We start from the raw sequence: 22,788 nt of genomic DNA on the forward strand, positions 1-22,788 counted from the left end.
CCGGCCGCCCGCTCAGGCCGGTGCCGACGCGCGGATCAGGTGATCGAACGCGCCCAGCGCCGCCTTCGCGCCGTCGCCGGCCGCGATGATGATCTGCTTGAACGGCACGGTCGTCACGTCGCCCGCGGCGAACACGCCCGGCACCGAGGTCTGGCCCCTGGCGTCGACGACGATCTCGCCGTGCTTGGTCAGCTCGACCACGCCCTTGAGCCAATCGGTGTTGGGCACCAGGCCGATCTGGACGAACACGCCTTCGAGTTCGACCCTCTTCAGCTCGCCGCTTGCGCGGTCCTTGTAGACCAGGCCGTTGACCTTCTGGTCGCCGGTGATCTCGGTGGTCTGCGCGTTGGTGAACACGTCCACATTGACCAGGCTCTTGAGCTTGCGCTGCAGCACGGCGTCGGCACGCAGCTGCGTGTCGAACTCGATCAGCGTGACATGGCCGACGATGCCGGCCAGGTCGATGGCCGCCTCGACGCCCGAGTTGCCGCCGCCGATCACGGCCACGCGCTTGCCCTTGAACAGCGGGCCGTCGCAGTGCGGGCAGTAGGCCACGCCCTTGTTCTTGAACTCGTGCTCGCCGGGCACGTTGATATTGCGCCAGCGCGCGCCAGTCGAAATGATGAGCGACTTGGCTCTGAGCGAAGCGCCGTTCTCGAGCTGGACTTCGATCAGGTCCTTGCCCGGAACCAGCGCCTTGGCGCGCTGCAGGTTCATGATGTCGACGTCGTAGTCGCGCACATGCTCTTCGAGCGCGTGGGCGAACTTCGGTCCTTCGGTTTCCTTGATCGAGATGAAGTTCTCGATGCCCAGCGTGTCGAGCACCTGGCCGCCGAAGCGCTCCGACGCCACGCCCGTGCGAATGCCCTTGCGCGCCGCATACACGGCAGCTGCTGCGCCGGCCGGGCCGCCGCCGACGATCAGCACGTCGAACGGATCCTTGGCGGCGATCTTCTTTGCCTCGCGCTCGACGCCGCTGGTGTCGATCTTCGCGAGGATCTCTTCCAGGCTCATGCGGCCCTGGCCGAATTCGGTGCCGTTCAGGAACACGGTCGGCACGGCCATCACCTGGCGTTCCTTGACCTCTTCCTGGAAGGTGCCGCCCTCGATCATCGTGGTGCGGATGCGCGGGTTCTGGATGGCCATCAGGTTCAGGGCCTGGACCACGTCGGGGCAGTTGTGGCAAGTGAGCGAAACATAGATCTCGAACTCGAAATCACCGTCGAGTGCGCGGATCTGGTCGAGCACGGCCTGCTCGACTTTCGGTGGATAGCCGCCGATCTGCAGCAGCGCAAGGATCAGCGACGTGAATTCATGGCCCATCGGCAGGCCGGCGAAGCGCGGGCCGTGGTTCTCGCTCGGGCGGTTGACCGAGAAAGAGGGCTTGCGATGGTTGTCGTCGCGGCTTTCGGTCAGCTTCACCAGCGGCGACGCTTCGGCGACGTCCTTCAGCAGCGACAGCATTTCGCCCGAGGCCTTGCCGTCGTCGAGCGAGGCGACGATCTCGATCGGCTGCGTGGCGCGTTCGAGGTAATTCTTCAATTGGGCTTTGGTGCTGGCGTCGAGCATGACGAACTCTCTTTCGATAACTGAAAACTATCAACGGGGGACAAAAAAGCCCGGGGCCTCGCGAGCGCCCGGGCTTTCGGAACGCTCAGATCTTGCCGACGAGGTCGAACGAGGGCTTGAGCGTTTCGGCGCCTTCGGTCCACTTGGCGGGGCAGACTTCACCGGGGTGGGCGGCCACGTACTGGGCAGCCTTCACGCGGCGCAGCAGTTCGGCGGCGTCGCGGCCGATGCCGTTGTCGTGCACTTCGATAGTCTTGATCTTGCCTTCGGGATCGATCACGAAGGTACCGCGGTAGGCGAGGCCGGCGTCTTCGCCTTCTTCGATCAGCACCTGGAAGGCGCGGGCCAGTTGCTGGCTGGGGTCGCCGATCAGCGGGTACTTGACCTTGCCGATGGTGTCCGAAGTGTCGTGCCAGGCCTTGTGGGTGAAATGGGTGTCGGTCGACACGCCATACACCTCGACGCCCAGCTTCTGGAATTCAGCGTAGTGGTCGGCGAGGTCGCCGAGTTCGGTGGGGCACACGAACGTGAAGTCAGCCGGGTAGAACACCACGACCGACCATTTGCCCTTGAAGTTGTCGTTGCTGACCGGCACGAACTTGCCGTTGTGATACGCGGTGGCCTTGAAGGGAATGATTTCGGTGTTGATCAGGGACATTGCTGTTTCCTTGGTGGTGGCTAATGAAAAGTGCGAGACATGAGTATAACTACCAATCTGTTGTTTTTAATAGTTATCAGCTATTAAAAGCATTGCAGCTCGCTATGTTTTCGATGGCCTCGAGGCAGCTCGGATACGAACGTGTATCACCCTCAAACGCATGCAGACCGGCGCAGCATGGGATTGCTTGCAAGGGCTCGCCCGCCCCTCTCACAATCGGTACTTTCAGAATAAGGAAAAAACATGAAGGGCGACCCCAAGGTCATCGAACATCTGCAGGCGCAGCTCAAGAACGAGCTCACTGCAATCAACCAGTATTTCCTCCACTACCGCATGCTCAAGCACTGGGGCCTGGACAAGCTGGCCAAGAAGGAATACGAAGAATCGATCGGCGAAATGAAGCACGCCGACAAGCTGATGGACCGCATCTTCATGCTCGACGGCCTGCCGAACCTGCAGGACCTGGGCAAGCTGAACATCGGCGAGGACGTGCCCGAACTGCTGAGCTGCGACCTGGGCGCCGAAACCGGCGCGCAAGCCACCATCAAGGACGGCATCGCCTACTGCGAGACGGCGCGCGACTACGTTTCGCGCGACCTGCTGCAGGAAATCCTGGACGACACGGAAGAGCACATCGACTTCCTGGAAACCCAGATCGACCTGATCGACAAGGTCGGCGTGCAGAACTATCTGCAGTCGCAGATGGGCGAAGTCAGCTGATGCCACAAGGCTTGGGCGACGTTCTCAGTCGACGTCGCCCGGCTCCTGCGGGCGCTTGCGCCCGTTGAGCATGGCGGCAACCAGGTTTTCCCGGTGCCGCCAGCTCGTGAAGGCAACGCCGGCCAGATGCAGCGCAATCAGCGCCACCAGCGTCCAAGCCAGGCTACGGTGGAGCCATTCCACCCACGCCAATCCCCAGAACATGTCGAGCGAATACATCCAGCCCGTGACGCCCACAGCCGTCACCGTGGCAAGCAAGCCGACGACCATCCAGCCGCCCAGCGGGTTGTGGCCCAGGTAGCGCTTCTCGCGTCGGGCGAACACCTGGGCGGCGTAGCGCGCCACCTCCGCGGGAGGCCGCACGAACTGCCCGAACCTCGCGTAGCGCCCGCCCCACCAGCCGCCCATGCAACGGCCGGCAATCAGGGCCATCGCTGCGTAGCCTGCGAGTTCGTGCAGCCACAACAGCGCCTCACCGCTGAACCATGCCACGACAATGGCCGCGACCAGCGCCCAATGCGTTGCGCGCAGCCAGGGCGCCCAGACCCGCATCGACGGACGATCGGGAGTCGCACGCACCGCGCGCTTCTTCATCAGGACGGCTGCTTCACCTGCCCGACCTTCTCGAAGGTCTTGGGGTCGAAGAATGCTTCGGCGCGCTGGCCTTTTTCGTCGAAGCCGTAGACCTCGTAGCAGCCATTGAAGTTCTTGATCTGGCGAACCTTCCAGCCTTCGCCGGTCAGCTTGCGCTGAAGCTCCATCTGCGGGCGCATTTCTTCCTTGGGAACCGGCGCGCATTTGACCGCGCCGTGCTCGACGAATTGAGCGGATGCCGATGCAGACCCAAGGAGCGCGGCCGCAGTGGCTGCGGCGAAAAGAAGTGACTTGTTCATGAATGATCTCCTGGCGTTGCAGGCGCCACGCCGCGGCTCAGATGTCGAGCCACATGCGCAGCAGGTTGTGGTACGTGCTCGTGAGGCCGATCACGCCGGAATCGGTCTCGCCATATTGGCTGCGCAGATGGCGCAGGTGGTTGTCCATCTCGAACAGCAGCCGGCGCTGCTCATCGCTGCGCACCATGCTCTGGATCCAGAAGTAGCTCGCCAGGCGATACCCGCGGGTGACGGGAAGCACCCGGTGAACGCTGGTGCCCGGATAGAGCACCATGTCGCCGGCTGCGAGCTTCACACGCTGGGTGCCGAAGGTGTCCTCGATCACGAGTTCGCCGCCGTCGTATTCACCGGGCTCGGCCAGGAACAGGGTGCACGAAATGTCGGTGCGCACCCGCCCTGAACCATCGCGCAGGAAGCGGACCGCACTGTCAACGTGATTGCCGAAGCTGTTGGCCGCGCCGCCATAGCGATTGAACAATGGTGGCGAGATCTGCTTCGGGAGCGCTGCCGAGAAGAAAACCTGGTGCCGTTCCAGGCCGCGCAGCAGCAGCTGCTGCAGCGCGCGGGTCTGTTCGCAGTCCTCGCGCAGCTGTTCGTTGTTCTTGGCCTGCGCCGACTGGCTGCCGGCGGTGATCCGTCCGTCGCCCCAGGGGGCGTCGGCGAGGATCTCGCGGGCCTCGCCCAGCTCCTCGGAGGTGAGCACCTCTTTGATGTGCAGCAGCATGGCTCCGAGGATAGTCCGATCAGAAGCGCACGCCGACGGTGCCGAGCACCTGCCGCTTGGTGCCGAGGATGGCGAAGCCCGGATACAGCTGATCGCCGTAGGCCTTGTTGCTGAGGTTGTTGACGTTGAGCTGCACGTACACGTCCGGGGTGAACTTGTATTCGAGCATGGCGTCGGCCACCACGTAGCCCGGGACGCGGGCGGTCGCCGACGCGGCGCCGGTGTTGCCCGTCAGCGGGCGGTTCTCGGTCGCGCCATGCGCGCCCAGCGCGACGCGCAGCTTCGGTGTCGCCTGGTAGCTCACCCAGACCGCGCCCGACTGCTTGGGCGTGAGGCCCACGCGCTGGCCGATCGAGGCCTGCGCCGCAGCCGCGCTGCCGGCCTGGTCGATCTTGGCGACCGGCACCCAGGTGTACGAAGCGTAGATCTCCCACTGCGGGCCCAGGCGGCCGACCACGTCGAGCTCGACGCCCGCGGTGTGGCGCTTGCCCGAGAGCGTGTAGGCCGAGCCGGCGAAGTCGGCATCGGTGGTGCGCTCGTTGTACTTCTCGGTGCGGAAGATCGCGCCGCGCGTGGAGAGCGCGCCGCCCAGCCAGTCGAGCTTGGCACCCAGTTCGAGGTTGCGGCTCTTCTCGGGCGGCGTATTGGCGTTCTGCGGCGTGACGTACTGGTAGGTGTCGGCCGAGGTGTTGAACGAAGTGCCGTACGACAGGTGGTACGACTGGGTGTCCGAAGGCTGATACAGCACGCCGCCACGGTAGCTCCACGGCGAATTCGACAGGTGCGTGCTGGTGACGCTCAGCGGCGTGTTGCTCACTGCACCGGTGCGGTAGTTCAGCTGCTCGAAGTCGCCCTTGAAGTTGTCGTAGCGAATGCCGCCGAGCACCTTCCAGTGCGACGCGACCTGAACCAGGTCCTGCACGTAGAGGCCGTAGGCCTTCGCATCGTAGTTGCTCGAATTGCGCCATTGCGGCGACAGGCCGGTGCCAACCAGGCCGGTGCCATCGTCGGGAGTGCCGACGCGCGTGGGCGGACGGATGCCCAGTGTGCTGCCGTTGTTCTGGAAGCGAACGGCCTCTTCCTTCGAGGCATCGATGCCGGTGAGCAGCTCATGCTTCATGCCGAGCGCATCGAAGGCCAGGCTGTAGTCGCTCTGCGCATAGGTGGCCTTGTACCGGTCCTTGCGCGGCGTGAGGCTGCTGCGCGTGAGGAAGGTCGACGGATCGAGCGACGTGACCGCCCGGGTGCCGGCCGGGCAGGTGCCCGCCGCCGTCGGAAGCGCGCCGCAGGCGCCCACCGCGGTGCTCCACTGCGCCCGTTCGAACACGCCGCTGCGCAGCTGCGTGCGCAGTTCGCCGCCGTTGGCGAAGGTGTGCTTCCATGCGCCGTGCACATAGTTCGCCTCGCCGTCGACGAAGTCCGCCGAGGTGCCGTAGAAGTTGCCGGGCTTGACCGGCGCCAGGCTGCCGTTGACATAGCGCACGGCCGACATCGGCACGTTGTTGTTCTTCAGGTGGAACAGGCCGACGGTGAATTCGTCCGCGGTGCCCAGGCCCCAGCTGTATGACGGCGCAATGCCGTACTTGTCGATGTTCGCGCCGCCGTTGTCGGCCTTGTTGTACATCGCATTGATGCGCAGCGCCGAGGTCTCGCCGGTGCGCACGTTGAAATCGGCGGTGGTGCGGAAGTAGCCACCGCTGCCGATGGTGCCCACGACATCGGTCTGGTCGGCCAGCATCGGCCTTTTGCTCACCTGGTTCACCACGCCACCCGTCGAGCCGCGGCCGAAGAGCATCGAGGCCGAGCCGCGCAGCACTTCGATGCGGTCGAGGTTGAAGGTGTCGCGGTCGTACTGCGAGGGGTCGCGCATGCCGTCGATCATGAGATCGCCGGTGCTGGCAATCGGGAAGCCGCGCAGCCGGATGTCCTGGTCGGTGCCGTTCTCGGTGGCCGCAAAGGTGATGCCGGCCGAATAGTGCAAGGCGTCCTTGAGCGTGTCGAGCTTGACGTCGTCGATCAGCTTTTCGGTGATGACGTTGATCGACTGCGGAATGTCGCGGATCTCCTGCGTTCCCTTGCCGATGCTGGTCTTCTTGGTCTGGACCTTGTCCTTGCTCTGCGCTTCGGCCTGCTCCGTCACCGTGATGGTTCCGAGGGTTCCGCCCTGCACCGGCGCCGCCGGCGTTTGCGCCCAGCTGCTGACCGATGCAGCCAGCATCAGGGCCCCGAAAGGCAGGATGGCCGCTTCGCGCGGCATGCTGGATGTCGCGGCGCCCGCCGCAGGAACCGAAGAAGACAAGGGACGCAACGCACGAGCGCGCCGACGGGCAACATTGGACAAGAGGACCTCCCAGAAAGCCAAACGGCTGGTTTGAATGGCTGGCTGGGACCGGTGCTTTACCGGTGGTGGCTTGCCGAAATTGGGCTGGAGTGTAGTGCGAACGTAGTCTTAATCATTCGCAATTAGATTCGCGTGTTGTCAGAATGCAACTTTTTCACAGCAGTACGAAAGACCTCTCGAGGGGATAGTGATTGAAAATGCGAGAGATTCGTATTTATAATCGGCTCGAACCCAACCAGCCAGCCAACTGCCGCTTTCACCGCCATGATCGTTTGCGTCTGCCGCCGAGTCTCCGACCGTGAAATCGCACGTCACGTGCGGGCCGGCATGACTTTCGACGAAGTCCAGTTCGAACTTGGCGTGGCCACCCAGTGTGGCCAGTGTGAAGGCTGTGCGCGCGATATCGTCGCGCAGTGCAGCGCCTCTCATCCGGTTGCCGCGTTGAACCGCGAATCGGGAACGAGTGCGATCCAGCTTGCCACCTCCATCTCGGAAAGCAAGGCATGGAACTCTTCTCGGCGCTCGGCGGCAGCCTGATACTCGTTGCAGGCTCGGTCTGGTGGATCTTTCGTAAGTAAACAGTAGTCGTAGCGGTTTTGCTGCAATCGAGGCACGCTCCGTGCGCGCTCGCATTCGAATTGGTTGATCGTGTCTGACCGCTTTGCCCCCCCTCCCTCCGTTCTGGGCCTCTCGCGCAATGCACTCATTGCCGGGGGCGTGATCCTGTTTCATGCAGCCGCGCTGTGGGCGCTGCAAAGCGGCCTGCTGCGCCGCGCTGCCGAAGTGGTGATCCCTGTCGAAATATTGAGCCAGTTCGTCGAGCCGCCCAAGCCGGCCGAGCCGCCTCCTCCACCTCCGCCGCCGCCTCCGCAGCGCAAACCCGAGGCCGTCAAGCCTCCGCCTCGCCCGGTGGCCGTCCGCGAACCGAAGCCGACACCCGCGCCCAGCGCGCCGGTCGGCGTGCCCGAGCCACCTCCCCCCGCGCCCATCGCGGAGGCTCCCGCTCCTACCCCGCCCGCTCCCCCGGCCCCTCCACCGGCGCCGCCCGCACCGCGGACGATCGAGATTTCGGAAGGCCAGACGCGCTACGTCAGGGAACCCAAGCTCGTGTATCCCAGCATGAGCAGGCGGCTGGGCGAGTCGGGAACCACCGTCGTCTCGATCTATTTCGACAGCGAAGGCTTCGCCAAGCGCGTCGAACTCTTCAAGTCCAGCGGATTCGAACGGCTCGACGAAGCGGCGCTCAGCGCCGCCCGAACCGCCCAGGTCACGCCCTTCAGGCAAACGGGAGGCAACGCGCAGACCACCTACCTGCTGCGGGCCCCCTTCTCATTCAAACTGAATTAATTCTTCTCTGGAGCAACTTCGTATGGATTCCCAATTCGGCTTGATGAACGTCTGGAACCAGGGCGATTTCGTCACCAAGGCCGTCGCGCTGCTGCTGGTCGGCATGTCGCTTGCGTCGTGGATCGTGATCATCATCAAGGCCCTCGACGTCATCAAATACAAGCGCCTGGCCAAGCATTCGCAGGACTTCTGGCACAGCGAAGACTTCGCAACCGCGCTCAACAAGCTCGGCAAGGACGACAGCAACCCGTTTCGCGCCCTGGCGCTCGAAGGCCGCGAAGCGGCTGCGCATCACCGCAACACGAAAGCCCATCTGCACGATGCGCTGGACGTGAGCGACTGGATCACGCGCGCACTGCGCAACGGCATCGACGCATTCACCGCGCGCCTTCAAACCGGCCTGGCGATCCTGGCATCGGTCGGTTCGACGGCCCCGTTCATCGGCCTGTTCGGCACCGTCTGGGGTATCTATCACGCGCTCATGAGCATCAGTACGGCCGGCCAGGCCACCATCGACAAGGTGGCGGGCCCGATCGGCGAGGCACTGATCATGACGGCGCTGGGCCTCGCGGTGGCCATTCCGGCGGTGCTGGGCTACAACGCACTGGTGCGCGGCAACAAGTTCGTGCTCACCAAGCTCAACAGCTTTGCGCATGACCTCCACGCCTATTTCGTGACCGGCGCACGCGTGCAAAGCGGCAGCGGCGACGCCATCGTGGTTCCGCTCAAGAAGGGCTGAGCATCATGGCTTTCGGAACCCAGGACGAACCCGATGAGGTGATGAACGAGATCAACATGACGCCGCTGGTCGACGTCATGCTGGTGCTCCTGATCATCTTCATCATCACCGTGCCGGTGATGAAACACGCAGTCAACATCGACCTGCCGCGCGCCACCAGCGAACCGGAGCAGCCCAAGCCGCAGAACATCCTGTTCAGCATCACCGCCGACGGCAGCTACTACTGGAACGAACAGAAGATCGAAGACGGCGAGCTGCCCGCCCGCCTGGCCGCCGAGGCCGCGAAGGACCCGCAGCCCGAGCTGCACATTCGCGGCGACAAGGCTGTGCGCTATGAACGCGTGGCCAAGGCCATGTCGCAGGCGCGGGAAGCGGGCGTGCGCAAGATCGGCTTCATTACCGAGCCCGACGCGAAGTAAGTCACGGAACGGCCTTAAAAAAAGCTGATCGCCGCGATTGACTTTTTATTGCGAATCATTATCATTCACTCATCGCTTCGATAAGGGAATTTCAGATGCAAGCCAAACCGAACGCCTTTTCTGTTCTGAGCCATCCTTCGCTCGACCAATCGGGTGGCGGACATGCGTCCATCCAGGCGCCGCGCCCGGCGCCGATGGTCGAAAGCACGGAGCTTCTCAAGGGAAGCAAAACCGTGGGCATCATGCACAACGGCTCCCTCTATCGCCTCCAGGCCACCAAACTCGGCAAGCTGATTCTTACCAAGTAAGCAGTCAGCCCGCCCCTCGCGCAAGTTTCATCGTGGGGCGACTTGAGGAGATTCATCTCCGAGGGTCGTTTTTTGCTAGCCAACGGTTCGCCGACCAGCCAAGCTTTTTTTCACGCTGGATATCCAACAAAAACGCCGACTCGAAGTCGGCGTTTTGCTTTGGCGCTTCGAATGCTCAAAGACCGAGGGCTGCGATGCCCGCCTTGGCAATCTGGGCATCCTCGTTCGACTTCACGCCGCTCACGCCGACGGCGCCAATCACCTGGCCGTCCTTCACGATGGGCACGCCGCCCTCGAGCAAGCCCTGCACGGCGGGTGCCGTGAGAAAAGCGGTGCGGCCGCCGTTGATGATGTCTTCGTAGACCTTGCTCTCGCGGCGCCCCATGGCTGCCGTATGTGCCTTGGCAGGTGCGATATGGGACGACAGTGCCGCGGCGCCGTCGAGGCGCTGGAGCCACAGCAGGTTGCCGGCATCGTCGGAGATGGCAATGGTCACGGCCCAGTTGTTCTTGAGGGCTTCGGCTTCGGCAGCCGCGGCAATGGCCTTGACATCGGCGAGTTCGAGGAAGGACTTGGTCTTCATGTTGAGAATCAGGTTGCGTAAAACCCGACAGCATAACGGCCAACCGGCCCGGGGCCGCCCCGGCGCTTAGGACCATCGTCCATACGGTCTTTGTGCCGCCCCCCTCTTGCAGCCCCCTAGAATGCGCCCAACTGCGTGACAGCAGCAACCAAAGGAGCTACGGCCATGAACGACCGCGTTACCACCCTCGACACTTCCGCCGGCTACGGCCAGGCGCTGCCGCAGGCTGAGCGCCAACGCGTCCTGCGCAACACCTATTGGCTGCTCGCGCTGAGCATGCTGCCTACCGTGCTGGGCGCCTGGATCGGCGTCGCCACCGGCATCACCAGTTCGCTCACGGGCGGACTGGGCCTCATGGTTTTCCTTGGCGGCGCCTTCGGCTTCATGTTCGCCATCGAGAAAACCAAGAACTCGGCCGCCGGCGTACCGGTGCTGCTGGCCTTCACCTTCTTCATGGGCCTGATGCTGTCGCGCCTGATCGCGATGGTGCTGGGCTTCAAGAACGGTTCCGAGCTCGTCATGACCGCGTTCGGCGGCACCGCCGGCGTTTTCTTCGTGATGGCGTCGCTGGCCACCGTGATCAAGCGGGACCTGTCCGGCATGGGCAAGTGGCTCTTCGTCGGCGCCATGGTGCTGATGGTGGGCGCCATCATCAACGTCTTCGTCGGCTCGAGCGCCGGCATGATGGCCATCTCGGTCGCGGCGATCGGCATCTTCTCGGCCTTCATGCTGTATGACCTGAAGCAGATCATGGACGGCGGCGAAACCAATTACATCAGTGCCACGCTGGCACTCTACCTGGACCTGTTCAACGTGTTCCAGAGCCTGCTGGCCCTGCTGGGCATCGCCGGCGGCGAACGCGACTGAGCGAACGCACCAGACGAACGGCGCCAAGGCGCCAACATGAAAAAAGGGCCTCTCGGCCCTTTTTTCATGCCAGATCGAACACCGCGATCGACTCGACGTGCGCCGTGTGCGGGAACATGTTGATCACCCCCGCGAACGTGCAGCGGTAGCCGGCCTGGTGCACCAGCAGGCCGGCGTCCCGCGCCAGGGTGGACGGATTGCAGCTCACGTACACGATGCGCTTCGGTGGTGTCCAGCCATCGGTTCGCAGCTCGGGCTGCAGGTGCAGGTCGGCCATGGCCTTGGCCAGCGCGAAGGCGCCCTCGCGCGGCGGGTCGACCAGCCACTTGTCGGCGCCGCCGTCCGCGACCAGCATGGCAGGGGTCATTTCGAAGAGGTTGCGGGCCACGAACCGCGTCGCCGACAGCGCCCGCCTGGCGGATGTGGCGGGCTGGTTCTTCCTGAAGTTGTCGCTCGCGCGCGCGACCAGGGTGTCGCTGCCCTCGATGCCCAGAACCTCGCGGGCTCGGCTGGCCAGCGGCAGGGTGAAATTGCCGAGGCCGCAGAACCAGTCGATCACGCGCTCGTGCGCCTGCACGTCGAGAAGGCGCAGCGCCTTCCCCACCAGGGCGCGATTGATGTGCGGGTTGACCTGCGTGAAATCGGTGGGCTTGAACGGCATCGTCACACCGAACTGGGGCAGTTCGTAGGACAGCGGCATGCCGCCTTCTTCCAGCAGCTTCACCGTGTCCGGCCCCTTGGCCTGCAGCCACCACTGGACGCCGGCGTTCTGCGCCGCAAAGGCTTTCAGGCGGCCGATGTCCGCGTTGGAGAGCGGCTCAAGGTGCCTCAGCACCAGCGCGATCGTGCCGAGCAAGGTCGTCCCGGGTGCGTCGCCGCAGGCGAGCTCGATCTGCGGGCAGGTTTCGCGCGCGTCCATCGAATCGATCAACGCGCGCAGCGGCATCAGCATGTCGCTGACCTGCTTCGGCAGCACCGGACATACCTGCATGTCGGCGAGATACCGGCTCTTGCGCTCGTGGAAGCCGATCAGCACCGTGCCCTTCTTGACCACATGGCGCACCGAGAGCCGGGCGCGGTAGCGGTAGTGCCATGCCGGGCCTTCCAGCGGCCGCAGCATGTTTTCGGGCCGCACCTTGCCGAGGTGCCACAGGTTGTCCTCGAGGGCGCGCTGCTTCACCGCAACCTGCGCCGCCTCGTCCAGATGCTGCATCTTGCAGCCACCGCACGCACCGGTGTGCAAACCGAAATGCGGGCAGCCGGGCCGAACCCGCTGCGATGATTCGCGCCGGATGGCCGTGACCGTGCCCTGCTCCCAGTTGTTCTTGCGGCGATGAACGTTGAACTGCACCTCTTCGAAAGGCAGAGCGCCTTCGATGAACACGACCATGCCTTCGGCGTTGTGCGCCACGCCTTGCGCGTCGAGGTCGAGCGACTCGACCTTGAGCCATTCGCCCGCCGCGGTCGCGGGGGTTTTCGCAGGGACTTTCTTTTCTTCGATGGATTCCGTCATCCCCCGATTGTCTCAGTGCCGACGCCGGCTAGAACAAGGCGTCGCGCCCCACGCCGGAACGGGTCAGCTGGCGCCGCATCTTGGCCAGGGCCTCGTTCTGGATCTGCCTCACGCGCTCGCGCGTCAGCCCCAGGCGCACACTCAGCACCTCGAGCGTCTCGGGCTCGCGGTCGTGCAGGCCGTAGCGGCCCTCCAGCACTTCGCGCTCGCGCGCATCGAGGGCATGGACCCATTGATCGAGCAGGCGCGCGACCTCGTGGCTGTGCGTGACGTCGGTCGGATCGCCTTGGCCATCCTCGGACGCCACGGTGTCGGCCAGGGTGAAGCCTTCGTCTGCGTGTGCATCGCCGGCATCCAGCGAACGCGGCGCCTCGGCCAGCGCCAGCAGTTCCGCGACGGCCTGCACCTCGAGTCCCAGAAATGCGGCGACATCCTCCACGCGCACGCCATCGGGCCGATGCGCGAGGAATTCGGCATCGCCTTCGAGCGTGCGGCGGGCCCGCAGCACCTGCTGCAGCTCACGCACCACATGCACCGGCAGGCGGATCGCACGCGCCTGGGTCATCACCGCGCGCTCGACCGACTGGCGAATCCACCAGGTCGCATAGGTGGAAAAACGAAAGCCCCGTTCGGGCTCGAACTTGGTGATGGCGTGCATCAGGCCGAGGTTGCCTTCCTCGATGAGATCGGAAAGCGGCACGCCCCGGCCCAGATAGGCCTTGGCGATGTTCACAACCAGCCTCAGGTTGTGCTCGATCATCGATTGCCGCGCTGCAAAGTCGCCGCCGCGCGCAGCGCATGCGGCCTGGTATTCCTCTTCGGGGGTAAAGAGCTCGGTGCGCCGCACCTGGCGCAGGTAGATCGTCAGCGCATCGGCACCCTCGCCGCCGAGCGAATCGGTTGCCGCAATCAGGTCTGCAGCGAGTGCAGTCTTCGCAGCCGAGCCCTGCTGGCCGTTCTCTGCCGCCCTGCCCCGGCCCACCGGCCGACGCACGGGCAGTGCGCGACGGGGGCTGGACGTGGCCATGGCATCACCGGCTCGGCAAGTAGCGCGCCGGGTCGACGGGCTTGCCCTGGCGGCGGATTTCGAAATGCAGCTTGACGCGGTCGGCGTCGCTGTTGCCCATCTCGGCGATCTTCTGGCCCTTTTGCACCGACTGGTCTTCCTTCACGAGCAGCGTCTGGTTATGCGCATAGGCCGTGAGGTAGGTGTTGTTGTGCTTCAGGATGATCAGGTTGCCGTAGCCGCGCAGACCTGCGCCGGCATAGACGACGCGGCCGTCGGCCGCCGCGAGGACAGCGTCTCCCGCCTTGCCGCCGATGTCGAAGCCCTTGTTCTTGGCGTCGTCGAAACCCGCGAGCAGCGTACCGTGCGCCGGCCAGATCCAGCCGAGGTCTTCGTCGCCCGGAATTTGCTGCGGGCGCCGACGGCGACGCCGTGACCGGCGGCTTGCCGACCGCAGCGCTCGCGGGCGCCGCGGGCACCACCACCGACGGCGGCGTGACAGGCTTGGTCACCGCACCTTCGGAAGAGGAAGAAGAAGAGGCAGGTGCGGCAGCGACAGCGGTGGCCGGCCCCACCGGCGGCACCACGCGCAGCACTTGGCCGACTTCGATCAGGTCGGGATTTTCAAGGTTGTTCCAGCGAACGATGTTCTGCCAGCTTTGGCCGGTTTCGTTGCCGATGCGGCGAATCGTGTCGCCGGGCCGCACGGCGTAATAGCCCGGCTTGCCATAGTTCTCGATGCCTGGAAGCGGCTTGCCCGAGGCGTCGGTGGTGATGAGCGGGCCACCGGGTGCCGCATTGGGCGCACGCGTCATCGTGCCGCGGTCTTCGACCGGTGCCGGCCCTCGCGGTGCGGCGCAGCCCGCGATCACGAGCACAACGGCCAACGTGATACCAGCGCACCCAACTCCGATTGCCAAAACCCTGCATTTGTTGTTCCTTCAAGCGATGCCCGATTTTAGGGGGACAAAGTGAACCGCCTCAAGAATGCGGCGCTCGAGTCCACGGGCGGTTTTATCGATGACGACAAGCGCTTGTCCGCCGCCTGCCGAATGCGTGGGCGCCACGATGCGCCCGCCGACGGCGAGTTGTTCGATCCAGGCCTGCGGCACTGCTTCGCCGCCTGCCGCGGCGATGATGCCGGCATACGGAGCACCCTTGGCATAGCCGACCATGCCGTCACCCAGCATCAGATGAACCGTGGCCAGCCGGAAGTGCCGCAGGTTGGCGCGCGCGCGCTCGTGCAGTCCGCGCAGGCGCTCGATGCTGTAGACCTCCGTGGCCACGTGGTTCAGCACCGCCGCCTGGTAGCCGCAGCCGGTGCCGATTTCCAGCACGCGGCCAAGACGGTCCTGCGGCTTGCCGGCCAGCGCGGGCGCGCCCAGCAGGAGCTCGATCATGCGGGCCACCACGCTCGGCTTCGAGATGGTCTGGCCCAGCCCGATCGGCAGGCTCGTGTCTTCGTACGCCTGGTTGACGAGCGCGCTGTCGACGAAGCGATGCCGCTCGACCGCGCTCAGGGCGCGCAGCACGCGCGGATCGGCAATGCCCTGGGCGGCGAGCTTCTGCACCATGCGCGCGCGCACGGCGTCGGAGGCCATCGAAGGCGTGGTCGGCACCATCGGCTTGGCAGGCACGGCGGGCAGGCGCCCGCGTGTGGCGGCCGATGCAGTGGGGGTCAGGCGAACCGGAAATCCAGGCCGTTGCGTGGCCATGCTCAATTACCGAGACGGGCAACCGTCTCGCGCCATTGGCCCAGGTTGGCATGGTCGGTCAGGTCGATCTGCAGCGGCGTCAGCGCAATGTGGCCGGCGGTGGTTGCATGGAAATCGGTGCCTTCGCCGCTGTCCTTGGCGGCTCCGGCGCCTGCAATCCAGTACATCGTGTCGCCCCGCGGGCTTTCCTGCGTGATGACTTTCTCCGCGGCATGGCGGCGGCCCAGCCGGCAAACCTGGACTGGCTTGAGCTCTTCGAGCGGCCGGTTCGGAACGTTCACATTGAGCAGGAAAGCGCCTCCATCCAGCATGCGCTCGCGCTCGATCTGCTGCACCAGCCTCCGGGCCACCTGCGCGGCCGCATCGACATGCGCCCAGCCCTTCTCGATCTGCGAGAACGCGATGGCCGGGATGCCGAACAGATAGGCCTCCATGGCTGCACCCACGGTGCCCGAGTAGATGGTGTCGTCGCCCATGTTGGCGCCGTTGTTGATGCCGGAAACCACCAGGTCGGGCCGATAGTCGAGCAGCCCCTTGAGCGCGATGTGAACGCAATCGGCCGGCGTGCCCGTCACATAGCGAAAGCCGTTGTGCGCCTTGTGCACGTAGAGCGGCGCTGCCAATGTGAGGGCATTCGACTTGGCGCTGTTGTTGTGCTCGGGCGCAACCACCTCGACGTCCGCGATGTCTTTCAATGCGTCGTGCAATGCGACGATGCCCGGCGCCTGAAAACCATCGTCGTTGGAAATAAGTATCTTCATGGTGCTTTTCAGTGCCCGGATTGTAGGCGCCGCGTGCGTCGCAGCAGGGACAACGGCGGCCTGCCGCGCCCCCTATCATCGCCTCGCATTCCCGCCCACACACGACTGATTCAAAGGAGACCCGAGCATGCACGCATGGCTTTGCGAAAACCCCACCGGCGTCGATGCGCTGACCTGGAAAGAACTGCCGACGCCGGCGCCGGGTCCAGGCCAGGTGCTGATCGAAATCAGGGCGGCCAGCCTCAACTTTCCCGATCTGCTGATCGTGCAGAACAAATACCAGATCAAGCCGCCCCTGCCGTTCGTGCCCGGTTCAGAATACGCCGGCGTCATTCAGGCGGTGGGCGAAGGCGTCACCCACCTGAAGACCGGCCAGAACGTGGCGTGCCTCTCGGGCACGGGCGGGTTTGCAACCCACGCGCTGGCACCGGCGGCGCTCTGCATGCCGCTGCCCGAAGGCTTTGGCCATGTCGATGCGGCGGCGTTCATCATGATCTATGCCACCTCGTGGCATGCGCTGATGGACCGCGCGCAGCTCAAGGCCGGAGAAACCGTGCTCGTGCTCGGTGCCGCGGGCGGGGTGGGCACTGCAGCCATACAAATCGCAAAGGCAGCGGGCGCAAAGGTGATTGCAGCGGCTTCCACTGACGAAAAATGCGAACTCTGCCGCTCCATTGGCGCCGACGCCACGATCAACTACACGACGCATGCGCTTCCAGGCGGTTTTCGCGACGCCATCAAGGCCGCCACCGATGGCAAAGGCCCGGATGTCATTTACGACCCGGTAGGCGGTGATTTCGCCGAGCCGGCATTTCGCTCGATTGGCTGGCGCGGACGCTATTTGGTGGTCGGCTTTGCCTCCGGGCCGATTCCGTCGCTGCCATTGAACCTAACGCTGTTGAAAGGCGCCTCCCTGGTCGGCGTGTTCTGGGGCGATTTCGCCAAGCGCGAGCCCAAGGCCAATGCACAAATGATGGCCGAATTGGCGCACTGGTACGGACAGGGAAAGATCAAGCCCGTGATCGACAGCACGATGCAGATGTCACAATTGAAAGCTGCCTATGCCCACATGGGATCGCGCGGCGTTAAGGGAAAACTCGTGATGGTGAACTGAGCGCCTCGGGTTTGTCCGGGTTCGCGCCCAATAAAAAAGCCCGCATCGCGGGCTTTTTTATTGGGCGGCGGCCTTCTCGGGCGCCTACTTGATCTCGAACTCGGAAAGCGACTTGCCCGCGGCCAGCGCCTCGGTCACCCAACGTGGCTTGCGGCCACGGCCACCAGACCAGGTTTCGCCGGTCGGGCCGCGGTATTTGGCTGCTGCCTTGACCGCGGGAACACCAGCGCTGCGCTTGACTGAGCCGCCGCGTGCGCTGAGTTTCAGATCGGAAGCTGTCAAACCGTATTCGGCGATCTTCCTGCGCACGTCTTCAATCACGCCCGAGCGCTCTTGGTTGCGAAGGTCTTCGGCCTGCTTGCGCAATTGCGCAATCTGCTCGTCGTACTTCTTGATCTGAGAATTGATATCGGCAAGGGTCGAAGCCATTGTTGGACTCCTGAAAATTGGAAACGGGGCGGATTTTAATTCAATTCCAATTTATTACAAGCGGGCCGTTGCGAGAAAATTGAAGCCGAGCGACAGGTTTGTGGCAGCGCACAATGCAGCGCGCACCGGTCTGGACGCTTTTTATCAAACCAAAGGAAGAGTGCTGGCCCGGCCGCAGGAGCCGGAAATGACAACGCCGGGGCTGGCCCGGCGCTGTGTTCCCGTGGACGCTATTGCGCAATAGCAGCCGGGAAAGGTATTTTTGGGGTGGCTGATGGGACTCGAACCCACGACGACCAGAATCACAATCTGGGACTCTACCAGCTGAGCTACAGCCACCGCAGAGCCTTCAATTGTAGCGGCAAAAACCCGGGTTTTCGCCACCGGGGCATGCGAACTGGCCTGAAATCCTTTTCAACCCGTGGCGAGAGGGCCCGCAGGGGCCGTCTTCTTGATCTTGATCGAACCGTCCGGCCTTTCGCAGGTGCCGATCAACAGGCCGCTGGCGAGCGCGTGCTCCCGCAGGATGTCGAATACCTCGTCGCGACCGGGTGCGGCGGAAAACACAGGCGTGTTATCGAGCGCAAACAACTGAAAAGCGTAGCGGTGAGCGCCGTGGCCCGGGGGCGGATCGGGCGGCAGCCAGGCGGTTTGCAGCCCGGAGTTGCGCCCTACGCGCAAACCGGCGGCGCCAGCGTTGTCCCGGCTCGGGATGGCCGCCTCGTCGAGCTTGCCTTCGTTCGGCTGCAGCCCGACGACGATCGCATGCACGAGCGGATTCGGCGTCGGCGAATCGGCGTCCTCGACCACCAGCACCAGCGATTGGGTGCCCACGGGAAGGTCGGCCCATTGCAGCGGCGGCGAGAGGCCCTCTCCATCGGCCGTATAGCGCGACGGCAGGGGCGCATGGTCCGCGAAGGCAACGCTGCTCAAGGCGATCGACGCCATGCCCTGCCGCATGCCCAGCGCATTGAAGACGATCTTGTCCAGGCCCGCGCGCATCCCCAGCAGCGCGTGACCGATGACTTCAGGCAATTTTTCCAGCATGCCCTCGGTATAGCGCTGCGCCGCGAAACGCTCTGTAGGACGCAGCAGCAACCACGACATGGCCGTCTGCGCCAAAGTTCTCGAACTCGAGCCCGACGTGATTCACAACGGTTGGCGCCAGCCTTGCTCCGCTATCATGAGCGCCGCTTGCATCGACGCGACGGTTCGCGCTTTTCGCCGCGGCCTCCACTTTCCACTTCACCGCCAAAGGAATTTCTTCATGAGCATCGTCTGGACCATCCTGATCGGGTTCATCGTGGGTCTGGTGGCGCGGGCCGTCAAGCCGGGCGACGATTCCGCAGGCTTCATCGTGACCACGCTGATCGGCGTCGCGGGCTCCTTGATCGTGACCTATGTCGGCCAGGCACTCGGCTGGTACACCGCGGGCCAAGGTGCAGGCTTCATTGCGTCGGTGCTCGGCGCGATCGTGCTGCTGATCCTGTACGGCCTGGTCAAGCGCAAGAGCTGATTCGACGGGCAGTGCGGATCGATGCCGCGCAAGCCACGGGCCAGGCACCACGTCTACGTGGTGGAACTCGATGACCGCGTCTGGAACCATGGCCGGTTCAGGCGCGCCAACCCCGACTATCAGCTCGGCAAGCCCTTTGTCTACGTGGGAATGACCGGGCTCGACCCTGACATCCGCTTCGACAAGCACAAGGCCGGCATCCAGGCCAGCAGCTTCGTTCTGGCCTTCGGCCTCCGGTTGCTGCCCGCTCTCTACGAACGCTACAACCCGATGAGCTACGAGGATGCGCGCTCGATGGAGGTCGAACTCGGCATCGCGCTGCGCAAGAGCGGCTACGGCGTCTGGCAGGCCTGAGGCCGATCGCCTTCCTGCAGCGGCGCCTCAGGCGTAGGTGACCCAGTTCTCGTAAGCCGCAGCGTCCAGGTGCGGCAGCGTGTTATAGGTGACCAGCATGTGCCGCTTGGGCGTGAAGGCAAACTCCGTCACCGCGGTGTTCCGGATGCGCAGATTCAGCTCGATGGTCGTTTCGGGGCTCGTGCCGAGCACATGTCCGACCGCCGTGCTGATCGGTCCGCCGCTCGACACCACCAGCACCTTGGCGCCATGGTGGCGGTCGCGCACATGGTCGAGCGCCGTCGTCACGCCTGCCAGGAAGTCGATATAGCTCGGCATGCCCACAGGCTGGGTCCGGCCCTGCATCCAGGCGCCGAGGCCATCGCGCAAGAGACGAAAGTGGTGCCGGTACATCTCGGGCGAATCGGGCTTCTCGAGCTTGCCTTCGTGAATGGTGGCAATGACCGCTTCGCTGTCGTACTCGTTGAGCCCGGGCCACGCCAGCACATCGTCGCGCTTCAGCGCAAGCCCCTCGGCAATGCCCTCCCAGGTCTGGCGATGGCGCTTCAGGGTGCCGGTGATCACGGCATCGAAATGCATGCCGCGCTCTCGCCAATACTCGCCGAGGCGCACGGACTGCCGGTGTCCGAGTTCGCTCAGGTTGTCATAGTCGGCAGCGCCGAAACTGGCCTGGCCGTGGCGCACGAGATAGAGGGTTCCCATGCACGGGATTCTGGCGACAGGCGCATCTTGCGCTTGTCCCACGCGCGACGAAATACGCGATCGCGTCCCGGCTGCTGACCCGGACGCGACATGGCGGCGCGCATCAGGCCCGGGTCAGCGGGCCGCAGGCAGCGTCTCCGCCGGCTTCGGCACGATGATCTCGGCCTTGAAACGTTCCTTCAGCAGGTTGTAGTACGCGACTTCTTCCGCCGCAGTCACCGACTGGCCGACCTGCGCGTTTTCCTGCTGCGTTTGCTCGGGCGCCGACGGCGTGCGCGGAACGACCTTGGTCACGCGAACCACCGCATAGCCTTGCGTGCCCAGATCCACGCCCACCAGCGCGGGCAGCTTGGACGCGTCGGCGCGCAGCGCGGCATCGATGACGGCAATGGGCTGGGCCTGCGCTTCGCGGCGCGAAACCGTGACCGGCGCGCCAAAGGTGGCGCCGTCGGCCTTGGCGGTCCAGGCGGCGAGCTTGGCTTCGCCCTCTGCCTTGGCCATGACCGCGGCACGCTCGGTAACGAGCTGCGCGCGGATCTTGTCCTTGACTTCGGCCAGGGGCATCGGATGCGCGGGCGTGTACTGCGTCACGCGGCCCGCCGCGAGCTGGCTGGAACCGACTTCGATCGCTTCGGTGTTCTGCTTGCGGTCCAGCGAATCGGCCGCGAACAGCGCGCTCAGGAAATTGCGGTTTGCGAGCACGCCGGTGGCACCCGGTGCCGGCGTGCGCGCGACGTTGCTTGCCGTCTGGATCGTGAGCTTGAGCTTTTCTGCCGCGGGCTTGAGGCTGTCGGGCTGCTGGTAGACCGCATCGGTGAAGGTTTCCGCGGCCTTCGCGAATTCCTGCGTCGCCTGCTGCGCGCGCACTTCATTCTCGATGGTGGCGCGGACCTGCTCGAAAGGCGGCACCACGGCCGGCTTGATGTCGGCGAGGCGGATGATGTGATAGCCGAATTCGGTTTCGATCACGTCGCTGATGTCACCCTTCTTGAGCGCGAACATCGCGTCCTCGAAAGGCTTGACCATCGCACCGCGCGTCACGAAGTCGAGGTCGCCGCCCTTCTCCGCCGATCCGGGATCCTGCGAATTCTTGCGCGCGAGGTCGGCGAAGGTGGCGGGCGCCTTCTTCACTTCGGCGAGCAACTGCTCCGCCTTGGCCTTGGCCTTGGCGCGGTCGGCTGCCGATGCGCTCGCCGGGGCGGTGATCAGGATGTGGCTTGCGCGGCGCTCTTCCTTCGTGCCGAAACGCGCCGTGTTCTGTTCGTAGTAGCTCTTGAGGTCGGCCTCGTTCACCGAAATGTTCTTCTTGGCTGCCTCGAGGTCGAGCACGAGGTATTCGATACTGGCCTGCTCGGGCGCCTGGAACTGCGCGGTGTGGGCCTTGTAATAGGCCTCGACGTCGGCATCGCTCACGGTCACCTTGGATGCGAAGCTCTCGGGGCTGAAGCGCGCGACCTGAATCTCGCGGCGGTCGTAGAAGGCGTTGGTTGTTGCCGCAGCCAGCGCGGGCGGCGTGAACGCCGTGCCCGAGATGCCCAGCAGCATCTGCTGCGTGGCCAGTTCGGCGCGCATCGATGCCTCGTACTGCTCCGGCGTGCGGCCGGTGACGCGCTGGAAGCTCTCGCGGTCGAACTTGCCGTCCGGCGTGCGGAACGCCGCAAGACCCGTGTCCTGCGCAAAGATCCGCGACAGCCGTTCTTCGGAAACAGTCACGTTCGACTTGGCTGCCGCTGCCGCCAGCACGCGATCGCGCACCATGCGCTCCAGCGTGGCATAGCGCATCACGTCGGATTCGAGCAGCGCCGGATCGACGTTCGGCGACTGTTGCCGAATGCGGTCGGTTTCGTTGCGATGCTGCGCATCCCACTCGGGCCGGGTGATGTTCTGGCCGTCGACCCGCGCTACCTTCACTTCGCCGCCGGAGCCCTGGTAGCGCTCCACGCCAAAGAGGACGAACGAGGGAATGATCAACAAGAACAAGAAAATCATGACGATCTTGTTGTACCTGCGGAAGAAATCAAACATGCTTGAACACTCTTTTGCGACGGATGTCGGGACGGCAATAAAAAAGGCGAACCAGTGTTCGCCTTTGCATCGGGTGGTGGTGGGTGCTGAGGGGCTCGAACCCCCGACCTACGCCTTGTAAGGGCGCCGCTCTACCAGCTGAGCTAAGCACCCCACCGGGAATACTCTCCGAGTCTACGTCTTAGTTCAGTGCGTCTTTCAACGCCTTGCCCGGACGGAACTTCGGAATCTTGGCAGCCTTGATTTTAATCGCCTCGCCGGTGCGTGGATTGCGGCCGGTGCGGGCGGCCCTTTTACCGACTGCGAAAGTGCCGAAACCGACCAGCGACACCGAGCCGCCTTTCTTGAGCGTGGTGCGAATGGCGCCGATGGTGGATTCAAGCGCGCGGGTGGCGGCTGCCTTGGAAATATCGGCGTTTTTTGCGATGTGCTCAATCAGATCGGTCTTGTTCACAAGGGCCCCTTGTCGAAGAAATAAAGTTGGT

General features: G+C 64.3%; 26 protein-coding genes, 2 tRNA genes and 1 pseudogene. 10 read left to right on the forward strand and 19 right to left on the reverse strand.

What is annotated here, in order from left to right; all coding sequences use genetic code 11:
* Positions 1-12: 12 nt before the first annotated feature.
* Complete coding sequence (gene ahpF / locus QFZ47_RS04105) at positions 13-1,569, reverse strand: alkyl hydroperoxide reductase subunit F (RefSeq protein WP_307654442.1); 1,557 nt, start codon at positions 1,567-1,569, stop codon at positions 13-15.
* 85 nt (positions 1,570-1,654) lie between these two features.
* Positions 1,655-2,227, reverse strand: a complete 573-nt coding sequence (gene ahpC / locus QFZ47_RS04110) for an alkyl hydroperoxide reductase subunit C (protein WP_025569327.1) — start codon at positions 2,225-2,227, stop codon at positions 1,655-1,657.
* Between the two features lie 243 nt (positions 2,228-2,470).
* Between ahpC and bfr the strand changes: the two genes are divergently transcribed.
* Positions 2,471-2,947 (forward strand): bacterioferritin, encoded by a 477-nt coding sequence (gene bfr / locus QFZ47_RS04115; RefSeq protein ID WP_307654443.1) that lies wholly within the window; start codon positions 2,471-2,473, stop codon positions 2,945-2,947.
* A gap of 24 nt (positions 2,948-2,971) precedes the next feature.
* On the opposite strand, the gene QFZ47_RS04120 is transcribed toward bfr, so the two are convergent.
* From QFZ47_RS04120 to QFZ47_RS04135, 4 genes are read right to left on the reverse strand one after another with little or no spacing between them, the layout of a single operon-like run.
* Positions 2,972-3,526, reverse strand: coding sequence for a cytochrome b/b6 domain-containing protein (locus QFZ47_RS04120; protein ID WP_307654444.1), 555 nt, complete (start codon positions 3,524-3,526; stop codon positions 2,972-2,974).
* A 14-nt stretch (positions 3,527-3,540) separates the two neighbouring features.
* Entirely contained in the window at positions 3,541-3,840 is a 300-nt protein-coding gene (locus QFZ47_RS04125; RefSeq protein ID WP_307654445.1) for a PepSY domain-containing protein, read from the reverse strand.
* Positions 3,841-3,877: 37 nt separating this feature from the next.
* Positions 3,878-4,564: a Fe2+-dependent dioxygenase gene (locus QFZ47_RS04130; protein ID WP_307654446.1), complete on the reverse strand. Its 687-nt coding sequence runs from the start codon at positions 4,562-4,564 to the stop codon at positions 3,878-3,880.
* A gap of 19 nt (positions 4,565-4,583) precedes the next feature.
* Entirely contained in the window at positions 4,584-6,821 is a 2,238-nt protein-coding gene (locus tag QFZ47_RS04135) for a TonB-dependent receptor (protein ID WP_307654447.1), read from the reverse strand.
* 348 nt (positions 6,822-7,169) lie between these two features.
* Here QFZ47_RS04135 and QFZ47_RS04140 point away from each other — a divergent pair, with 348 nt between their 5' ends.
* The 5 genes from QFZ47_RS04140 to hemP all read left to right on the forward strand — a co-directional run bounded on the left by QFZ47_RS04140 (position 7,170) and on the right by hemP (position 9,718).
* The gene (locus QFZ47_RS04140) at positions 7,170-7,442 is read left to right on the forward strand and encodes a (2Fe-2S)-binding protein (protein WP_082517598.1); all 273 of its coding nucleotides are present in this window, start codon (positions 7,170-7,172) and stop codon (positions 7,440-7,442) included.
* A 108-nt stretch (positions 7,443-7,550) separates the two neighbouring features.
* The gene (locus tag QFZ47_RS04145; protein ID WP_442480561.1) at positions 7,551-8,252 is read left to right on the forward strand and encodes an energy transducer TonB; all 702 of its coding nucleotides are present in this window, start codon (positions 7,551-7,553) and stop codon (positions 8,250-8,252) included.
* A 22-nt stretch (positions 8,253-8,274) separates the two neighbouring features.
* A complete protein-coding gene (locus QFZ47_RS04150) occupies positions 8,275-8,991 on the forward strand; it encodes a MotA/TolQ/ExbB proton channel family protein (RefSeq protein ID WP_307654449.1) in 717 nt (238 codons plus the stop codon).
* Between the two features lie 5 nt (positions 8,992-8,996).
* On the forward strand, positions 8,997-9,410 hold the full coding sequence (locus QFZ47_RS04155) for an ExbD/TolR family protein (RefSeq protein WP_021006519.1): 414 nt from the start codon (positions 8,997-8,999) through the stop codon (positions 9,408-9,410).
* Between the two features lie 95 nt (positions 9,411-9,505).
* Entirely contained in the window at positions 9,506-9,718 is a 213-nt protein-coding gene (gene hemP / locus QFZ47_RS04160; RefSeq protein WP_018903010.1) for a hemin uptake protein HemP, read from the forward strand.
* A gap of 175 nt (positions 9,719-9,893) precedes the next feature.
* Here the strand turns inward: hemP and QFZ47_RS04165 are convergent, their stop codons facing one another.
* Positions 9,894-10,301, reverse strand: a complete 408-nt coding sequence (locus QFZ47_RS04165) for a GlcG/HbpS family heme-binding protein (protein ID WP_028258861.1) — start codon at positions 10,299-10,301, stop codon at positions 9,894-9,896.
* 165 nt (positions 10,302-10,466) lie between these two features.
* Here QFZ47_RS04165 and QFZ47_RS04170 point away from each other — a divergent pair, with 165 nt between their 5' ends.
* Complete coding sequence (locus tag QFZ47_RS04170; protein ID WP_307654450.1) at positions 10,467-11,168, forward strand: Bax inhibitor-1/YccA family protein; 702 nt, start codon at positions 10,467-10,469, stop codon at positions 11,166-11,168.
* Positions 11,169-11,232: 64 nt separating this feature from the next.
* On the opposite strand, the gene rlmD is transcribed toward QFZ47_RS04170, so the two are convergent.
* The 5 genes and pseudogenes from rlmD to surE form a co-directional block, all read right to left on the reverse strand.
* Positions 11,233-12,681 (reverse strand): 23S rRNA (uracil(1939)-C(5))-methyltransferase RlmD, encoded by a 1,449-nt coding sequence (gene rlmD / locus QFZ47_RS04175; RefSeq protein WP_307654451.1) that lies wholly within the window; start codon positions 12,679-12,681, stop codon positions 11,233-11,235.
* Between the two features lie 28 nt (positions 12,682-12,709).
* The gene (locus QFZ47_RS04180) at positions 12,710-13,708 is read right to left on the reverse strand and encodes a sigma-70 family RNA polymerase sigma factor (RefSeq protein WP_307654452.1); all 999 of its coding nucleotides are present in this window, start codon (positions 13,706-13,708) and stop codon (positions 12,710-12,712) included.
* A 4-nt stretch (positions 13,709-13,712) separates the two neighbouring features.
* A pseudogene (locus tag QFZ47_RS04185) lies at positions 13,713-14,617 on the reverse strand (peptidoglycan DD-metalloendopeptidase family protein).
* 11 nt (positions 14,618-14,628) lie between these two features.
* Complete coding sequence (locus tag QFZ47_RS04190) at positions 14,629-15,402, reverse strand: protein-L-isoaspartate(D-aspartate) O-methyltransferase (RefSeq protein WP_307654453.1); 774 nt, start codon at positions 15,400-15,402, stop codon at positions 14,629-14,631.
* Between the two features lie 2 nt (positions 15,403-15,404).
* Positions 15,405-16,163: a 5'/3'-nucleotidase SurE gene (surE, locus tag QFZ47_RS04195; RefSeq protein ID WP_307654454.1), complete on the reverse strand. Its 759-nt coding sequence runs from the start codon at positions 16,161-16,163 to the stop codon at positions 15,405-15,407.
* Positions 16,164-16,290: 127 nt separating this feature from the next.
* On the opposite strand from surE, the gene QFZ47_RS04200 reads away from it, so the two are divergent.
* Positions 16,291-17,277, forward strand: coding sequence for an NADPH:quinone oxidoreductase family protein (locus QFZ47_RS04200; RefSeq protein WP_307654455.1), 987 nt, complete (start codon positions 16,291-16,293; stop codon positions 17,275-17,277).
* 84 nt (positions 17,278-17,361) lie between these two features.
* Here the strand turns inward: QFZ47_RS04200 and QFZ47_RS04205 are convergent, their stop codons facing one another.
* The 3 genes from QFZ47_RS04205 to QFZ47_RS04215 form a co-directional block, all read right to left on the reverse strand.
* Positions 17,362-17,706 (reverse strand): H-NS histone family protein, encoded by a 345-nt coding sequence (locus tag QFZ47_RS04205; protein ID WP_307654456.1) that lies wholly within the window; start codon positions 17,704-17,706, stop codon positions 17,362-17,364.
* A 263-nt stretch (positions 17,707-17,969) separates the two neighbouring features.
* Positions 17,970-18,045, reverse strand: a tRNA-His gene (locus QFZ47_RS04210).
* 75 nt (positions 18,046-18,120) lie between these two features.
* On the reverse strand, positions 18,121-18,813 hold the full coding sequence (locus tag QFZ47_RS04215) for a YbhB/YbcL family Raf kinase inhibitor-like protein (protein ID WP_307654457.1): 693 nt from the start codon (positions 18,811-18,813) through the stop codon (positions 18,121-18,123).
* Positions 18,814-18,973: 160 nt separating this feature from the next.
* Here QFZ47_RS04215 and QFZ47_RS04220 point away from each other — a divergent pair, with 160 nt between their 5' ends.
* Entirely contained in the window at positions 18,974-19,222 is a 249-nt protein-coding gene (locus tag QFZ47_RS04220; protein WP_307654458.1) for a GlsB/YeaQ/YmgE family stress response membrane protein, read from the forward strand.
* A 21-nt stretch (positions 19,223-19,243) separates the two neighbouring features.
* On the forward strand, positions 19,244-19,576 hold the full coding sequence (locus tag QFZ47_RS04225; protein WP_307654459.1) for a hypothetical protein: 333 nt from the start codon (positions 19,244-19,246) through the stop codon (positions 19,574-19,576).
* A gap of 27 nt (positions 19,577-19,603) precedes the next feature.
* On the opposite strand, the gene QFZ47_RS04230 is transcribed toward QFZ47_RS04225, so the two are convergent.
* From QFZ47_RS04230 to QFZ47_RS04245, 4 genes are all read right to left on the reverse strand, one after another.
* Positions 19,604-20,278 (reverse strand): histidine phosphatase family protein, encoded by a 675-nt coding sequence (locus QFZ47_RS04230; protein ID WP_307654460.1) that lies wholly within the window; start codon positions 20,276-20,278, stop codon positions 19,604-19,606.
* A 114-nt stretch (positions 20,279-20,392) separates the two neighbouring features.
* Positions 20,393-22,303: a SurA N-terminal domain-containing protein gene (locus QFZ47_RS04235; protein WP_307654461.1), complete on the reverse strand. Its 1,911-nt coding sequence runs from the start codon at positions 22,301-22,303 to the stop codon at positions 20,393-20,395.
* Positions 22,304-22,380: 77 nt separating this feature from the next.
* A tRNA-Val gene (locus tag QFZ47_RS04240) sits at positions 22,381-22,456 on the reverse strand.
* A gap of 28 nt (positions 22,457-22,484) precedes the next feature.
* Positions 22,485-22,757 carry an HU family DNA-binding protein gene (locus tag QFZ47_RS04245; RefSeq protein WP_307654462.1) on the reverse strand — a complete coding sequence of 91 codons (273 nt, stop codon included), beginning with the start codon at positions 22,755-22,757 and terminating at the stop codon, positions 22,485-22,487.
* Positions 22,758-22,788: the final 31 nt, after the last annotated feature.

Origin of the sequence: Variovorax paradoxus (genome assembly GCF_030815975.1) — a bacterium.
Classification (GTDB): domain Bacteria; phylum Pseudomonadota; class Gammaproteobacteria; order Burkholderiales; family Burkholderiaceae_C; genus Variovorax; species Variovorax paradoxus_N.

Excerpts from the sequence above, each read along its gene's own strand:
- QFZ47_RS04190 (WP_307654453.1), bottom strand. The coding sequence starts at position 15,402 with ATGGCCACGCAACGGCCTGGATTTCCGGTTCGCCTGACCCCCACTGCA.
- QFZ47_RS04225 (WP_307654459.1), top strand. The coding sequence starts at position 19,244 with ATGCCGCGCAAGCCACGGGCCAGGCACCACGTCTACGTGGTGGAACTC.
- QFZ47_RS04150 (WP_307654449.1), top strand. The coding sequence starts at position 8,275 with ATGGATTCCCAATTCGGCTTGATGAACGTCTGGAACCAGGGCGATTTC.
- hemP (WP_018903010.1), top strand. The coding sequence starts at position 9,506 with ATGCAAGCCAAACCGAACGCCTTTTCTGTTCTGAGCCATCCTTCGCTC.
- QFZ47_RS04200 (WP_307654455.1), top strand. The coding sequence starts at position 16,291 with ATGCACGCATGGCTTTGCGAAAACCCCACCGGCGTCGATGCGCTGACC.
- ahpF (WP_307654442.1), bottom strand. The coding sequence starts at position 1,569 with ATGCTCGACGCCAGCACCAAAGCCCAATTGAAGAATTACCTCGAACGC.
- QFZ47_RS04215 (WP_307654457.1), bottom strand. The coding sequence starts at position 18,813 with ATGTCGTGGTTGCTGCTGCGTCCTACAGAGCGTTTCGCGGCGCAGCGC.
- QFZ47_RS04140 (WP_082517598.1), top strand. The coding sequence starts at position 7,170 with ATGATCGTTTGCGTCTGCCGCCGAGTCTCCGACCGTGAAATCGCACGT.
- ahpC (WP_025569327.1), bottom strand. The coding sequence starts at position 2,227 with ATGTCCCTGATCAACACCGAAATCATTCCCTTCAAGGCCACCGCGTAT.
- QFZ47_RS04155 (WP_021006519.1), top strand. The coding sequence starts at position 8,997 with ATGGCTTTCGGAACCCAGGACGAACCCGATGAGGTGATGAACGAGATC.
- QFZ47_RS04235 (WP_307654461.1), bottom strand. The coding sequence starts at position 22,303 with ATGTTTGATTTCTTCCGCAGGTACAACAAGATCGTCATGATTTTCTTG.
- QFZ47_RS04180 (WP_307654452.1), bottom strand. The coding sequence starts at position 13,708 with ATGGCCACGTCCAGCCCCCGTCGCGCACTGCCCGTGCGTCGGCCGGTG.
- QFZ47_RS04130 (WP_307654446.1), bottom strand. The coding sequence starts at position 4,564 with ATGCTGCTGCACATCAAAGAGGTGCTCACCTCCGAGGAGCTGGGCGAG.
- QFZ47_RS04125 (WP_307654445.1), bottom strand. The coding sequence starts at position 3,840 with ATGAACAAGTCACTTCTTTTCGCCGCAGCCACTGCGGCCGCGCTCCTT.
- QFZ47_RS04230 (WP_307654460.1), bottom strand. The coding sequence starts at position 20,278 with ATGGGAACCCTCTATCTCGTGCGCCACGGCCAGGCCAGTTTCGGCGCT.
- bfr (WP_307654443.1), top strand. The coding sequence starts at position 2,471 with ATGAAGGGCGACCCCAAGGTCATCGAACATCTGCAGGCGCAGCTCAAG.
- rlmD (WP_307654451.1), bottom strand. The coding sequence starts at position 12,681 with ATGACGGAATCCATCGAAGAAAAGAAAGTCCCTGCGAAAACCCCCGCG.
- QFZ47_RS04170 (WP_307654450.1), top strand. The coding sequence starts at position 10,467 with ATGAACGACCGCGTTACCACCCTCGACACTTCCGCCGGCTACGGCCAG.
- surE (WP_307654454.1), bottom strand. The coding sequence starts at position 16,163 with ATGAAGATACTTATTTCCAACGACGATGGTTTTCAGGCGCCGGGCATC.
- QFZ47_RS04220 (WP_307654458.1), top strand. The coding sequence starts at position 18,974 with ATGAGCATCGTCTGGACCATCCTGATCGGGTTCATCGTGGGTCTGGTG.
- QFZ47_RS04205 (WP_307654456.1), bottom strand. The coding sequence starts at position 17,706 with ATGGCTTCGACCCTTGCCGATATCAATTCTCAGATCAAGAAGTACGAC.
- QFZ47_RS04135 (WP_307654447.1), bottom strand. The coding sequence starts at position 6,821 with ATGCCGCGCGAAGCGGCCATCCTGCCTTTCGGGGCCCTGATGCTGGCT.
- QFZ47_RS04165 (WP_028258861.1), bottom strand. The coding sequence starts at position 10,301 with ATGAAGACCAAGTCCTTCCTCGAACTCGCCGATGTCAAGGCCATTGCC.